Source organism: Paracoccus sp. 08 (assembly GCF_024105395.1).
GTDB lineage: Bacteria > Pseudomonadota > Alphaproteobacteria > Rhodobacterales > Rhodobacteraceae > Paracoccus > Paracoccus marcusii.
Map to the genome: position 1 here is coordinate 1 of NZ_WEKR01000044.1, position 13,573 is coordinate 13,573.

At 71.9% G+C, this 13,573-nt stretch carries 14 protein-coding genes and 1 riboswitch; of the genes, 10 read left to right on the forward strand and 4 right to left on the reverse strand.

Translation table 11 applies throughout. The features are described 5' to 3' along the window. Together GBO37_RS13355 and aroQ are read left to right on the forward strand one after the other, a co-directional pair. Positions 1–468 (forward strand): hypothetical protein (locus GBO37_RS13355; RefSeq protein ID WP_252929519.1); only part of this gene is annotated, 468 nt, incomplete at its 5' end. Positions 469–507: 39 nt separating this feature from the next. After that, positions 508–936, forward strand: coding sequence for a type II 3-dehydroquinate dehydratase (gene aroQ / locus GBO37_RS13360; RefSeq protein ID WP_194886079.1), 429 nt, complete (start codon positions 508–510; stop codon positions 934–936). A gap of 246 nt (positions 937–1,182) precedes the next feature. On the opposite strand, the gene GBO37_RS13365 is transcribed toward aroQ, so the two are convergent. The 3 genes from GBO37_RS13365 to cobO form a co-directional block, all read right to left on the reverse strand. Then, positions 1,183–2,541 carry a trehalose-6-phosphate synthase gene (locus tag GBO37_RS13365; RefSeq protein ID WP_045981574.1) on the reverse strand — a complete coding sequence of 453 codons (1,359 nt, stop codon included), beginning with the start codon at positions 2,539–2,541 and terminating at the stop codon, positions 1,183–1,185. Positions 2,542–2,550: 9 nt separating this feature from the next. Continuing rightward, positions 2,551–3,273 carry a trehalose-phosphatase gene (otsB, locus tag GBO37_RS13370; RefSeq protein ID WP_252929520.1) on the reverse strand — a complete coding sequence of 241 codons (723 nt, stop codon included), beginning with the start codon at positions 3,271–3,273 and terminating at the stop codon, positions 2,551–2,553. Positions 3,274–3,374: 101 nt separating this feature from the next. Next, entirely contained in the window at positions 3,375–4,004 is a 630-nt protein-coding gene (cobO, locus tag GBO37_RS13375; protein WP_252929523.1) for a cob(I)yrinic acid a,c-diamide adenosyltransferase, read from the reverse strand. A gap of 40 nt (positions 4,005–4,044) precedes the next feature. Then, positions 4,045–4,271, forward strand: a riboswitch (cobalamin riboswitch). 94 nt (positions 4,272–4,365) lie between these two features. Here cobO and GBO37_RS13380 point away from each other — a divergent pair. From GBO37_RS13380 to cobJ, 7 genes are read left to right on the forward strand one after another with little or no spacing between them, the layout of a single operon-like run. Beyond that, positions 4,366–4,776 (forward strand): DUF1636 domain-containing protein, encoded by a 411-nt coding sequence (locus GBO37_RS13380; protein ID WP_252929525.1) that lies wholly within the window; start codon positions 4,366–4,368, stop codon positions 4,774–4,776. Between the two features lie 2 nt (positions 4,777–4,778). Next, on the forward strand, positions 4,779–5,822 hold the full coding sequence (gene cobW, locus GBO37_RS13385; RefSeq protein ID WP_252929527.1) for a cobalamin biosynthesis protein CobW: 1,044 nt from the start codon (positions 4,779–4,781) through the stop codon (positions 5,820–5,822). A 13-nt stretch (positions 5,823–5,835) separates the two neighbouring features. Next, positions 5,836–9,006: a cobaltochelatase subunit CobN gene (cobN, locus tag GBO37_RS13390; RefSeq protein ID WP_252929529.1), complete on the forward strand. Its 3,171-nt coding sequence runs from the start codon at positions 5,836–5,838 to the stop codon at positions 9,004–9,006. Then, positions 9,003–10,091: a precorrin-3B synthase gene (gene cobG / locus GBO37_RS13395; RefSeq protein ID WP_252929531.1), complete on the forward strand. Its 1,089-nt coding sequence runs from the start codon at positions 9,003–9,005 to the stop codon at positions 10,089–10,091. The genes cobN and cobG overlap by 4 nt, the downstream gene beginning before the upstream one ends. After that, positions 10,091–10,720 (forward strand): precorrin-8X methylmutase, encoded by a 630-nt coding sequence (locus GBO37_RS13400; protein WP_252929533.1) that lies wholly within the window; start codon positions 10,091–10,093, stop codon positions 10,718–10,720. Before cobG ends, GBO37_RS13400 begins: the two co-directional genes overlap by 1 nt. Further along, positions 10,720–11,457: a precorrin-2 C(20)-methyltransferase gene (locus GBO37_RS13405; RefSeq protein WP_252929540.1), complete on the forward strand. Its 738-nt coding sequence runs from the start codon at positions 10,720–10,722 to the stop codon at positions 11,455–11,457. The genes GBO37_RS13400 and GBO37_RS13405 overlap by 1 nt, the downstream gene beginning before the upstream one ends. Beyond that, positions 11,454–12,182: a precorrin-3B C(17)-methyltransferase gene (gene cobJ / locus GBO37_RS13410; RefSeq protein ID WP_252929535.1), complete on the forward strand. Its 729-nt coding sequence runs from the start codon at positions 11,454–11,456 to the stop codon at positions 12,180–12,182. Before GBO37_RS13405 ends, cobJ begins: the two co-directional genes overlap by 4 nt. Here cobJ and GBO37_RS13415 read toward each other — a convergent pair. Continuing rightward, positions 12,158–12,895 (reverse strand): cobalt-precorrin-6A reductase, encoded by a 738-nt coding sequence (locus tag GBO37_RS13415; RefSeq protein WP_252929537.1) that lies wholly within the window; start codon positions 12,893–12,895, stop codon positions 12,158–12,160. The two genes, cobJ and GBO37_RS13415, sit on opposite strands and share 25 nt — an antisense overlap. On the opposite strand from GBO37_RS13415, the gene cbiE reads away from it, so the two are divergent. Then, the coding region (gene cbiE, locus GBO37_RS13420; RefSeq protein ID WP_252929538.1) for a precorrin-6y C5,15-methyltransferase (decarboxylating) subunit CbiE at positions 12,894–13,573 on the forward strand (680 nt) is incomplete at its 3' end. The two genes, GBO37_RS13415 and cbiE, sit on opposite strands and share 2 nt — an antisense overlap.

Sequence of the window (13,573 nt, forward strand, 5' to 3'; positions counted from 1 at the left end):
GCCTGGATCGCGGCGACAGGCGCCGTCGCGGGGGGCGACATGACGCCCGTCGCGGCGCTGGCCAAGATGGTGGTCCTGACCGCGGCCGCGCCCCATCACGGGTGGGACCGCGCCACGCTGGCCGCCCTGCTGGCGCGCGGGCTGACCGGGGACTGTGCGCCCACCGACCGGATGGACGGCCCGCTGTGGCCCGGACAGGTGCTGACCTGCGGCCCCGTGCGGCTGGAGAACGACCCCGATGCCGGGCCGCGGCTGATGCGGGGCGGCGCCGTCCTGTGGCAAGCGCCGGGGCCTGGCGTGCTGCGGATGCAGGGCGACCGGCTGGCGCTGATCGGTCACGACGGGGCGGTGCTGTGGTCCGGCCCCCCCGCCCCCGGCGCGGTGGCGATCCTGTCGGACGATCCTCCGGCGCTGCGCATGATCGACCCCGCCCATCGCGCCGCCCCCGTCACCGCGCTTGCGGGCTGACACCCGCCCGCGCTAGCAAGCCCCAGCAAGGAGACCCCGATGCCGCTGATCCATGTCCTGAACGGTCCGAACCTGAACCTGCTGGGCCAGCGCCAGCCCGAGGTCTATGGCCACGAGACGCTGGCTGATCTCGAGGCGCTGTGCCGCAACGCCGCCGCCCCGCATGACATCCGCTTCCTGCAGTCGAACTGGGAAGGCCAGATCGTCGACTGGATCCACGAAGCCCGGCTGGAAGCCGCGGCCATCGTCATTAATCCGGCGGCACTGACCCATACCTCGGTCGCGGTGCTGGATGCGCTGAACGCCTTCGACGGCCCGGTGATCGAGGTCCATATCAGCCAGGTCCACAAGCGCGAGGCGTTCCGCCACCATTCGTTCGTGTCAAAGCGTGCCGACGGGGTGATCGCGGGGCTGGGGCTGAACGGCTATGCCGCAGCCCTGCGCCACGTGGCGGGCCTGATCGGCTGAGACGAAAAGACCGCCGGACCTGGCCGCAGGGAGGAGGGGGGCGGCAGGACCGGCGGCTTTCCGAAGTGTCCGTGGCCGGACCGGGAGGAGGACGCCACGAAGCATCTGCTTCATAGGTCCACCATGCGCCGGACCCGCGCCCCTGTCACCGCAGGCCGCGCCGCTTGGTCAACCGGGACGTGCGCTGCCACGGGACCGGGCGCAATTTGAGGGTATTGCCCGATCCTTGGGCACACCCCGCGCGAATCACCGCGCCGTCAGCGCCTCCAGATAGGTGCGCGACCACCAGGCGACATCGTGGTCCACCACGCCTTCCAGCAGGGCGGCATGGCGGTCGCGGCGTTCGGCTTGCGACATCCGCATCGCCTGTGCCATCGCGACGGCCAGATCATGCGGGTCGTGGGGGTTGATGATCAGCGCCTCGGCCATGGTCTCTGCGGCCCCGGCAAAGCGCGACAGGATCAGCACGCCCGGATCGTCGGGGTTCTGGGCGGCGACGTATTCCTTGGCGACCAGGTTCATCCCGTCGGCCAGCGGCGTGACCAACCCGATGCGCGCCTGCCGGTACAGCCCCGCCAGCACGGGACGCGGGAACGGCCGATGGATGAACCGGATCGGCGTCCAGTTCAACGTCGCGAACTGGCCGTTGATGCGTCCGGCCAGGTGTTCGGTCTCCTCGCGGATGTCCTGATAGGCTTCGACCTCGCCCCGCGTCGGGGGCGCGATCTGCAGGAACGAGATCTTCTCGTGCAGGTCGGGGATCTTTTCCAGCAGCAGCTGATAGGCCCGGAACCGCTGCGGGATGCCCTTGGAATAATCCAGCCGGTCGACGCCGATCATCATCTTGGCCCCGGTCAGCAGGCGCATGCGGTCGCTGTCGGGGGCGTCTGCCGCCTCGGTGATGAAGGCCGCGGCGTCGATGCCGATCGGAAAGACCTGCGTGCGGACCATGCGTCCCGACAGCCGGAAGCGGTCCGGCGCGACCTGATCGCCGTCCGCCAGCTGACGCGCGCTTTCGGCAAAGGCGCCAAGGTCGCGTTCGGCCTGGAACCCCAGCAGATCGTAATGGGACAGCCAGTCAAACAGCTGCGCGGGGTTGGGCAGGGCCGCGCAATCGGCCGGACCCGGAAAGGGAATGTGCAGGAAATGCCCGATCGGGTTTTCCACCCCCAGGGCACGCAGTTCGGCGGCCAGCGGGAACAGGTGATAATCCTGCACCCAGATCCGGTCATCGGGGCGCAGGACCGGCAGCAGCATCCGCGCGATGCGCTGGTTCACCCGTGCATATCCATCCAGGTATTCGGGCCGGATGCGCATCAGGTTGGGGCGCCCATGACACAGCGGCCACAGGATGGAGTTGGAATAGCCCAGATAGTATTCGTCATGCTCTTGCGGGGTCAGGTCAAAGGACAGCCGTTGGAACGCCGCGCCCGGATGGTCCTGCAGGTCGGGCGCGGGATCGTCCGTCACCTCGCCCGAGAAACCCACCCACACCCCGCCGGAACTGCGCAGCGCATCCTCCAGCGCCACCACCAGCCCGCCCGAAGGGTCGTCCCCCAGCGGCAGGCGGTTCGAGACGACGATCAGGCGCGGTTCGGTGGACATGGGCATTCCTCAGTTCAGCGATGCGTCAAGCCAAGCGGCCAGCGCGGCAGGGTCGGACAATCGGTGATGCGCGGCGGTGGGACCGTCGCCGATCTTGATGGCAAAGCCGCCGCGGGCCTGCGCCTCGGCCATGGCGGGTTCGTCGGTGGTATCGTCGCCCGCAAAGACCGGCACGCGCCCGGCAAAGGGCTCAAGCGTCATCAGATGCGACAGCGCGCTGTCCTTGCCGACGCCACCGGGGCGCAGCTCGACCGCCATCTTGGCGGGCTGCAGCACCAGATGCGGGTTCCGGTCGGCCAGATCCTGCATCACCTCCTCGACAAAGGCGCGCAGATCGGGGGCGTCCCGATAATGCAGTGCGACGCCATGGGGCTTTTCCTCGACCAGCAAGGCGGGATGGGGCGCGGCGGCGGCATGGGCCGCGGCATGAAGGGGGCCCGCGTCGAAATCGACCCGGTGCAGGGTCTGGATGCGGCCGGGGCGCAGCGACAGCTCTGCGCCGTGGCTGCCCGCCACGATGCCCTCGAACCCGTCCATATGTCCGCGCAGGTCGGCCACGTCGCGCCCCGAGATCAGCGCCACCGCGCCCCCCTGCCGCCGGTACAGCGCCGCCAGCCGGTCGCGCAGCGCCTGCGTGACAACGACCGCATCGGGCCGGGGGGCGATGTCGACCAGGCAGCCGTCGAAATCCAGGAACAGGGCGGCGTCGGGGGCAAGCGGGGGTGGGGTCACGTCAGGCGGGCTCCGGCGATTGGGATATACCAAAGGGAACCCGTGACTCCCCCCGAGGGTTCACCGCCGCGTGAGGTTTTTTGACCGCCGACCCGCGCGCGTCAGTATTCGACCCCGGCTTGCGCCTTGATCCCAGACCGGAACGGATGCTTGACCTGGGTCATCTCGGTCACCAGGTCGGCGGCCTCGATCAGCGCGTCGGGGGCGCCGCGCCCGGTCAGCACCACATGGGTCATGGCGGGCTTTTCCGCCTGCAGAAAGGCCACCACCTCGGCCGCGTCCAGATAACCATAGCGCAGCGCGATGTTGATCTCGTCCAGCAGGACCATGCGGATGGCCGGGTCACGGATCAGGTCCTGCGCGCGCGCCCATCCGGCCTGCGCCATGGCGATGTCGCGGGACTTGTCCTGCGTCTCCCAGGTAAAGCCCTCGCCCATGGCGTGGAACTGACAGATGTCGGTGAAATGCGTGGTCAGCAGCGTGCGTTCGCCCGTGTCCCACGCGCCCTTGATGAACTGCACAACGGCGCAGGGCATCGCGTGCGCGATGGAGCGCATGATCATGCCGAACCCCGACGACGACTTGCCCTTGCCCGGCCCGGTATGGACGATGATCAGGCCCTTTTCGCCGGTCTTGGTCTCCATCATGCGGTCGCGGGCGGCCTTTTTCCTGGCCATCTTGGCGGCGTGGCGGTCCTGATCCTCGGCGGAAATCGGGTCGGTCTGCGTCATCGGGTCGCTCCTTGCGGTTGACAAACGGCGGGTGCGGGGGKTTGGGTGAGGGCGTGTTGGTTCCTGTCTATGACAGGCGAAGAGGGAATGCGACAAGGCCCCGGGTCATCAGACCCGCGACCCCAAGCGCAGCCGCCCCCGCGACCGTGACCGGAGAGGTCGCCCGATCCACTGGCCCCGATTGGGGCTGGGAAGGTGGGACGACCGTCGGGGCATCCGCCCCTGGATCCGCAAGCCGGGAGACCTGCCAGCACCTGACGATGACGGGCGAACGGGGTGTTTCGCGACCGGCAGGTGATGGCCGGATGCCCCGTGCCGCCTCCTCTCGGACGCCCCTTGCCGCAACAAGGAAGGGGCCGCGATGCGCGCCGTTCTGCATGTCTGCACCACCTGTCGCGGCACCGTGCCCGACCCGGTTCCCGATGCCGCAGGGACCGATGCCGCAAGGACGGATGCCCTTGGCCTGGACGCGCCGCGCCTTGGCGCTCGGCTGCACGACCTGCTGTCCCGCACCGCCCCCGACGGCGTCGAGATCCGCCCCGTCGAATGCCTTTCCGCCTGTTCGCAGGGCTGTTCCGTCGCGCTGTCCGCGCCGGGCAAGTGGTCCTATGTCTATGGCCGCCTGACGCTGGACGACGCCGCCGACATCCTGTCGGGCGCGCGCGCCTATGCCGGAACCGCCGACGGCATCGTGCCGTGGCGCGAACGCCCCGCCGTCTTCCGCAAGCAGAGCCTTGCCCGCATCCCCCCGCATACCCTGTCGCAGGAGTGACCATGATCGACCTTATCAAGACCCCCGTCACCGTGATCACCGGCTTTCTGGGGTCGGGCAAGACGACCCTGGTGCGCCATCTGATGGCCAACCCCCAGGGGCTGCGCCTTGCGGTGATCGTGAACGAATTCGGCACGATGGGTGTCGATGGAGAGATCCTGAAGGGTTGCGCCGATGCCGCCTGCCCGGCCGAGAATATCGTCGAGCTGTCGAACGGCTGCATCTGCTGCACCGTCGCCGACGACTTCATCCCCACGCTGGAGGCGCTGATGGCGCTTCCCGCCCGGCCGGACCACATCCTGATCGAGACGTCCGGGCTGGCGCTGCCGAAACCGTTGCTCAAGGCCTTCGACTGGCCCGCCATCCGCTCGCGCATCACCGTGGACGGGGTGATCGCCCTGGCCGACGCCGAGGCCGTGGCGGCCGGCCGCTTTGCCCCGGACGTGGCGGCGGTGGACGCGCAGCGCGCCGCCGACCCCGGCCTGGACCACGAGACGCCCCTGTCCGAGGTCTTCGAGGATCAGATCGCCTGCGCCGACGTGATCCTGCTGACCAAGGCCGATCTGGCCGGGCCGGAGGGCGTCGCCGCCGCCCGCGCCGCGATCGAGGCAGAGCTGCCCCGCCCCCTGCCCATCCTGACCGTGACCGAGGGCGCGGTCGATCCGCGCCTGGTCCTGGGCCTGGGCAAGGCCGCCGAGGACGACCTGGACGCCCGCCCCAGCCATCACGACGGCGCCGACGACCACGAGCATGAGGATTTCGACACCGTCGTCATTGACCTGCCCGAAATCACCGACCCGGCCGATCTGGCCGCCCGCATCGCCCGTCTGGCCGCCGAGCAGAACGTGCTGCGCGTCAAGGGCCATGTCGCCGTCGCGGGCAAGCCCATGCGCCTTCTGGTGCAGGCCGTGGGCGCCCGGGTGCGCCATCAGTACGACCGCCCCTGGGGCCAGACCCCGCGCCGGTCGCGCCTTGTGGTGATCGCGGAGCACGACGACGTGAACCCCGACGCGATCCGCGCCGTGCTGGAGGCCGTGCCAGCATGACCGGGCCCGCCTGATGCATGTCATCTTCCGCGAACAGGTCGGGCTTGAACAGTCTGACGCCCCCTATGATCCCGGTCAGACCCCCGGCGATCTGGTGGTCCTGTCCTTTTCGGACAGCGACCTGGGGGCCTTTGCGGAAGGCTGGCGGCGCGCGGCGGGGGGGCTTCCGCCCACGCGGCTGTGCAACCTGGTGGCACTGCGGCACCCGGTCTCGGTCGACACCTATGTCGAGAACACCCTGTCGGGCGCGCGCGGCATCCTGATCCGGTTGATCGGTGGCGAGGCTTACTGGCCCTATGGCCTGGCGTCGGTGCAGGACCTGGCGCGCAGGCGCGGCATCGCGCTGGCCGTGCTGCCAGCGGACGGCCGCGACGATCTACGGCTGGAGGAGATCTCGACCGTTCCCCCCTCGGTCCTGCGCGTGCTGCGGCGGCATTGCGACCAGGGCGGCGCGGTCGCGGCGCAGGCGGCGCTGGCGCAGATGGCCATCGCATCGGGCCTGCAGGCCGCGCCCGTGCCGGGGGTCAAGACCCTGCCCGCGATGGGCTTTCACGACCCCGACCGGGGGGTGGTCGCCGACCCGGGCCCGGTCGCGACGCTGGTCACCTTCTATCGCAGCTGGCTGGCGGCGGCGGATGTGGCGCCCATCGACGCGCTGATCCGGGCCCTGCGCGACCGCGGCATTACCGCGATGGGCGTCTTCGTGCCGTCGCTGAAGGCGCCGGGGCTGGCGGACTGGCTGACGGCTGCCCTGCCGGACGGGCCGGAGCTGGTGGTGAACGCGACCGGCTTTTCCGGGGGCGGCGTGCCCTTCTGCGGCTGGTCCTGCCCGGTGTTCCAGGTGGCCCTGTCCACCAACCGCCGCCGCGACTGGCTGGCGGCCGAACGCGGGCTGTCGCCGTCGGACCTGGCGATGAACGTCGTCCTGCCCGAGGTCGACGGACGCATCTTCGCGGGCCTCATCAGCTTCAAGGCGGTCAGCCCGCGCGACCCGGACCTGCAATATTCGCGCTTCGTGCACCGGCCCGATGCGGCGATGCTGGCCCGGGCCGTCGACCGCATCGCCGCCTGGCACGCCCTGGCGCAGGGCGTGGGCCGGGTGGCAATGGTGCTCTCCACCTATCCGGGCCGCGACTGGCAACAGGCCCATGCCGTCGGGCTGGACGCGCCGGCATCCGCGCAGGCGGTGGGGGCGATGCTGGGCACGGACCTGCCCGCGCTGCCGGACGGCACCCTGGCTTGGCCGCTGGACGATTACCGCGCGGCGCTGGCCCACCTGCCGCAGGCGCTGCAGGAGGACCKGCACGCGGCCTGGGGGCCACCCGAGACCGATCCCGATTGCCGGGACGGGGCGTTCCACCTGCGCGCCAGCCTGCATGGCCCGGTGATCCTGGCGTTGCAGCCCGAACGCAGCCACCGCGCCGGGCGCGAGGACAGCTATCACGACCTGACCCGCGTGCCGCGCCATGCCTATGTGGCCTTCTATCTGTGGCTGGCGCAGCAGGGCGCGCGGGCGCTGATCCATATGGGCGCGCATGGCACGCTGGAATGGCTGCCGGGCAAGGCGGTGGCGCTGTCGGGCGATTGCTGGCCTGCGGCGCTGCTGGGGGCGATGCCGGTGATCTATCCCTTCATCGTCAACGATCCGGGCGAAGCCGCGCAGGCGAAACGCCGGATCGGGGCGGTGACCCTGGGCCATATGCCGCCCCCCATGCGGGACGCCGCTCTGCCTCCCGGCATGGCGGGGCTGGAGCGGTCCCTGGACGAATATTCCACCGCCGACGGGCTGGACCCCGCGCGCCGCGACCGCCTGATCGCCGCGATCCGGGACGAGGCGCGCGCCCTGGGGGTCGAGGCCGATCTGGGCATCCCCTCTGAGGCCAGCGCGGCCGAGGCGATCACCCGCATCGACCGCTTCGTCTGCGACATCAAGGAGAGCCAGTACGGAGAGGGGCTGCACATCTGGGGCAGCGGCGCCTGCGGTCAGGCCGAACGCGAGGGGCTGATGGCGGCGCTGGCCGGGCGCTTCGTCTCGCCGGGGCCGTCGGGTTCGCCCAATCGGGGGCGGTCGGATGTGATGCCCACGGGGCGCAACCTCTACAGCGTGGACCCGCGCGCGGTGCCCACGCCCTCGGCCCATGCGCAGGGGGTGAAGCTCGCCGAGGAGCTGCTGCGCCGCCACCTGCAGGATCACGGCGACTGGCCGCGCGGGCTGGTCGTGGACCTCTGGGGCAGCGCGACCATGCGCACCGCAGGCGAGGAATTCGCCATGGCCCTGCATCTGGCCGGGCTGAAGCCGGTCTGGGATGCCGGATCGGGCCGCGTCTCGGGGGTCGAGGTCGTGCCGCTGGCCCTGCTGGGGCGTCCGCGCATCGACGTGACGCTGCGGGTGTCGGGCCTCTTCCGCGACGTCTTCCCGGTGCTGGCCCAGCTGTTCCAGACCGGGGCCGCCACGCTGGCCGCGCGGGACGAGGCGGCGGATCAGAACCCCTATGCCGGGGGCGCGCGGGTCTTTGGCCCGCAGCCGGGGCAATACGGGCTGGGCATGGGCAGCGCGCCCACGGAATTCACCGATGCCGCGCGGCAGGCGGCGGGCGAGGCCTGGATCGCCGCCTCCAGCTGGGCCATCGGCGTGGATGGCGCCAGCCAGGAGGACCGCGCCGCGCTGGAGGCCCGGCTGACCCGCGCCGACAGTTTCGTCCATGCGCAGGACCTGCCCGAGACCGACCTGCTGCTGGCCGCCGATTACCCCGCGCATGAGGGCGGTTTCGCCGCCGCCATGGCGCGGATCGGGGCGGATGCGCCCGCGCTGTACCACCTGGACGCCACGCAGCCCGACCGCCCGCGCGCCCGGACCCTGACCGAGGAGATCGCCCGCACCACCCGCGCCCGCGCCGCCGATCCGGCCTGGGCCGATGCGATGACCGCACATGGATACCGGGGCGCGGCCGAGATCGCGGCGACGCTGGACCACATGGCGGCCTTTGCCCATCTGGCGGGCGCGGTGCCCGCGCATCTGTTCGACCTTTATCATCAGGCGACCTTGGGCCGCCCCGAGATCGTCGCCTTCATGCAGGACGCGAACCCCGCCGCCCTGGCCGCGATGCGCGACCTGTTCCAGCGGCTGCACGATGCCGGTCTGTGGGTCACGCGGCGCAACTCCATCGCGGCGGGGCTGTCATGATCCGCGGCTGGKGCCCCGGCGCGCTGCAGCCGATGGAGTCCGGCGACGGGTGGGTGGTACGTATCCGCCCCCCCGGCGGGCGTCTGGACGCAGCCCAGGCCCAGGCCATCGCCGATGCCGCCCGGACCCATGGCAACGGCGTGATCGAGTTGACGGGCCGCGCCAACCTGCAGCTGCGCGGCGTGACGCCCGCGACCCATGCGCCGCTGATCGCGGCGCTGCGCCCGCACGGCCTGATCGACCCCGACATCGCTACGGAGACGCGCCGCAACATCCTGGTCACGCCCTTCGCGGATGCCGCCACCGATACGCTGGCCGCCGATCTGGCAGCGGCGCTGGCGGCCAGCGACCTGGCCCTGCCCGCCAAGTTCGGTTTTGCGGTCGATACCGGTCCCGCGCCGGTGCTGACCCAAGACCCCGCCGATATCCGCATCGAGGCAGGCCCGACGCTCCGCGCCGATGGCATGGACCGCGCCGCACCCTATCACGGGCCACAGGACGCGCTGGCGCTGGCCCGCTGGKTCCTGGATCAGGGCGGCGCGCCCGACGGGCGGGGGCGCATGGCCGCATTGACCGCGCGGATGCAGCCCCCCGGCGCCACCCTGCCCGCCCTCCGGCCCGCCGCGCCGCCGCAGCCGGGTCCGCATCCGCAAGGCCTGCTGGTCGCGCTGGAATTCGGCCAGATCACCCCCGACACGCTGCGCCGCCTTGGGCGCCTGGCACCGCTGCGCCTGACGCCGTGGCGGATGCTGCTGGTCGAGGGGGTCCGCCACCTGCCCGCGCTGGAGGGGCTGATCCTGGACCCCCGCAATCCGCGCATCCGCCTGCGCGCCTGTCCCGGCGCGCCCGCCTGCCCGCAGGGACGTGCCGCGACGCGCCCCCTGGCGCGGGCGCTGGCGCCGCTGATCCCGCCGGATGCGGTGCTGCATGTCAGCGGCTGCGCCAAGGGCTGCGGCTGGCCGCGCGCCGCCGACCTCACGCTGACCGCGACGGCCGAGGGGTTCGACCTGATCCGCCATGGCCGCGCCCATGACCCCGCCGCCCTCCGCGGCCTGCACCCCGATCAACTGCCGAAGGTTCTGTGATGCCCCATGATTACGAAAAGGACGGCGCTGCCATCTATCGCCAGTCCTTCGCCACCATCCGGGCCGAGGCCAATCTGGCACGTTTCGACGCGGATGAGGAACCCGTCGTCGTCCGCATGATCCATGCCGCGGGCCTGGTGGGGCTGGAACGCGACGTGTCCTTCACCCCCGGCATGGCGACCGCCGCCCGCGCGGCGCTGGCTGGCGGTGCGCCGATCCTCTGCGATGCGCATATGGTCAGCGAGGGCGTGACCCGCGCCCGCCTGCCCGCCGACAACGCCGTGATCTGCACCCTGCGCGACCCGCGCGTGCCCGATATGGCGGCGGGCATGGGCAACACCCGCAGCGCCGCGGCGCTGGAGCTGTGGCGGCCGCATCTGGCGGGCGCGGTCGTGGCCATCGGCAATGCGCCCACCGCGCTGTTCCACCTGTTGAACATGCTGGAGGACCCCGCCTGCCCCCGCCCTGCCGCGATCATCGGCTGCCCCGTGGGCTTCGTCGGCGCGGCGGAATCGAAGGACGCGCTGATGGCCGCGCCGCCCTGCCCTGCGGTCGTCGTGCGCGGCAGGTTGGGCGGGTCGGCCATCACCGTCGCCGCGATCAACGCGCTGGCCAGCCGGAGGGAATGATGGGACGCATCATCTGCGCGGGTCTGGGGCCGGGCGATCCGGACCTGATCTCGGTCCGGGCCGACCGGGCGGTGCGCGCCGCGCGCCACATCGCCTATTTCAGGAAGCCCGGCCGCCCCGGTCAGGCGCGGCGCATCGTGCAGGGGATGCTCTCCCCGGATGCGGTCGAATATCCGATGGAATATCCGGTCACGACGGAAATCCCCTTTGATCATCCCGATTACAACGACGCGCTGGCGGGGTTCTATGACCTCTGGGCCGCGCGCCTGGCGCAGCTGGCCCAGACCGAGGACGTGGTGGTGCTGTGCGAGGGCGACCCGTTCCTCTACGGCAGCTTCATGCATCTGCAGGTGCGTCTGGCCGGGCTGGCCGAGGTCGAGGTGATCCCCGGCATTCCCGGCATGGTCGGCTGCTGGAACGCGGTGGGCCAGCCCATGACCTGGGGCGACGACGTGCTGACCGTGCTGATGGGCACCCTGCCCGAGGCCGAGCTGGTCCGCCGCATGCAGGGCCGCGACGCGCTGGTGGTGATGAAGACCGGCCGCAACCTGCCCAAGCTGCGCCGCGCGCTGGCGGCATCCGGGCGTCTGGCCGACGCCTGGCTGATCGAACGCGGCACCATGCCCGGCCAGCGCATCCAGGCGCTGCGCGAGGTGGCCGATGACGACTGCCCCTATTTCGCGATCCTGCTGGTTCATGGCCACGGGCGGCGCCCCATGGCGCGGGTGGCGGAATGAGCGGCTGGATCACCGTCGCGGGGCTGGGACCGGGGTCGGACGCCATGGTGACGCCCGAGGTCATGGCCGCGCTGGATCGGGCGACCGACGTGATCGGCTACATCCCCTATGTCGAGAGGGTGGCGGCGCGGCCCGGCCTGACCCTGCATGCATCCGACAACCGAGTGGAGCTGGACCGCGCCCGCCATGCCTTGTCCCTGGCGGCGCAGGGCGGGCGGGTGGTCATCGTCTCCTCGGGTGATCCGGGCGTCTTCGCTATGGCCTCCGCCCTGTTCGAGGCGTTGGAGGCCGCCGGCGGCGATCCCGACATCCGCATCCTGCCGGGCATCACCGCGATGCTGGCGGCGGCGGCGCGGGCCGGCGCCCCCTTGGGCCACGATTTTTGCGCCATTAACCTGTCGGACAACCTCAAGCCCATGGCGCTGATCGAACACCGCCTGCGCCATGCTGCGCGGGGCGATTTCGCGATGGCCTTCTACAACCCGCGCTCGGCCAGCCGACCCGCAGGATTTGCCCGCGTGCTGGAGGTGCTGCGCGAGGAATGCGAACCCGGACGCCTGATGATCTTTGCCCGCGCCGTCACTACGCCGGACGAGGTGCTGCGCGTTGTCACCCTGGCCGAGGCCACGCCCGACATGGCCGACATGCGCACCGTCGTGCTGGTCGGCAACCGCGCGACGCGGCGGGTGGGTCGGTGGGTCTATACCCCGCGGGGGGCCGCCTGATGCAGCCAGTCCAGCGCCTGTTCCGGCGTGGCGACCTGCGGCCGGTCGGGCGCGTCGGGCCGGTCGATCAGCACCACACGCACGCCCAGATCGCGCGCCGCGTCCAGCTTGGCGCTGGCCCCCGCGCCACCGCTGTTCTTGGCGACCAGATGGGTGATGCCATGCGCGGCCATCAGCGCCCGGTCGCCCGCGACCGTGAAGGGGCCGCGCGCCAGCACGACCTGCGCGCCGGGCAAGGGGGGCGCATCGGGCGCATCGACCAACCGCAGCAGCCAGCGATGCGGCAGGGCGGCAAAGGGCGCCAGGGTCTGCCTGCCGATGGCCAGGAATACGCCGGTAGGCGCGCGGGGCAAGGCCGCGACCGCGCCCGCGATGTCGGGAACGCGCCTCCAGCCGGGATCGACCGGCCAGGCGGGGCGGCGCAGCATCAGCATGGGCACGCCGCCCGCGCGGCAGGCGGCATCCGCGTTGCGGCTGATCTGGGCGGCAAAGGGATGGGTCGCATCAACCACCGCGCCGATGTCCTGGTCCCGCAGATAGCGCGCCATGCCCTGGGCACCGCCGAAGCCGCCGATCCGCGTGGGCAGGGGCTGGGCTGCGGGCGCCTCGGTCCGTCCGGCATAGGAGAAGACCGCCGCGACACCGGCGCGGGCCATGAGGGCGGCCAGGCGGCTGGCCTCGGTCGTGCCGCCCAGCAGCAGGATGCGTCGCATGTCTGACCCTTGGCTGACGATCATCGGGATCACCGAAGATGGACCGGACGGCCTGCCCGGCGCAAGCCTTCGCGCGCTGGCGGCGGCCGAGGTCGTCTTCGGCGGCCCGCGCCACCTGGCGCTGGCGGGGGCGCGCGCGCGGGGGCGGGCCTGGCCGGTGCCCTTCGACCTGGCGCCGCTGCTGGCGCTGCGGGGGCGGCGGGTGGCGGCGCTGGTCTCGGGCGATCCGTTCTGGTGCGGCGCGGGGGGCAGCATTGCGGCCGTGCTGGAGCGCCACGAATGGCACGCCCTGCCCGCGCCGGGGGTGCTGTCGCTGGCCGCCGCACGCCTTGGCTGGCGGCTGGAGGACACGGTGACCCTGGGCCTGCATGCCGCGCCCTTCGCACGGCTGCGCCCGCATCTGGTGCGCGGCTGCCGCATCATCGCGACGCTGCGCGACGGCGACGCGCCCGCCGCGCTGGCCCGATGGCTGGTCGCCGCGGGCGCGGGGACCGCGCGGCTGACGGTGCTGGAGCGTCTTGGCGGGCCGTCCGAACGGGTGTGCAGCACGCGCGCCGATGGGGTCGCGCTGACCTGCGCCGCGCCCGTGGCGGTGGCCATCGACGGGGCGGATCTGCCGCGCGGCTTCGGCCTGCCTGCGGTGCCGGGGCGGGCGGATGGGATCTTCACCCATGACGG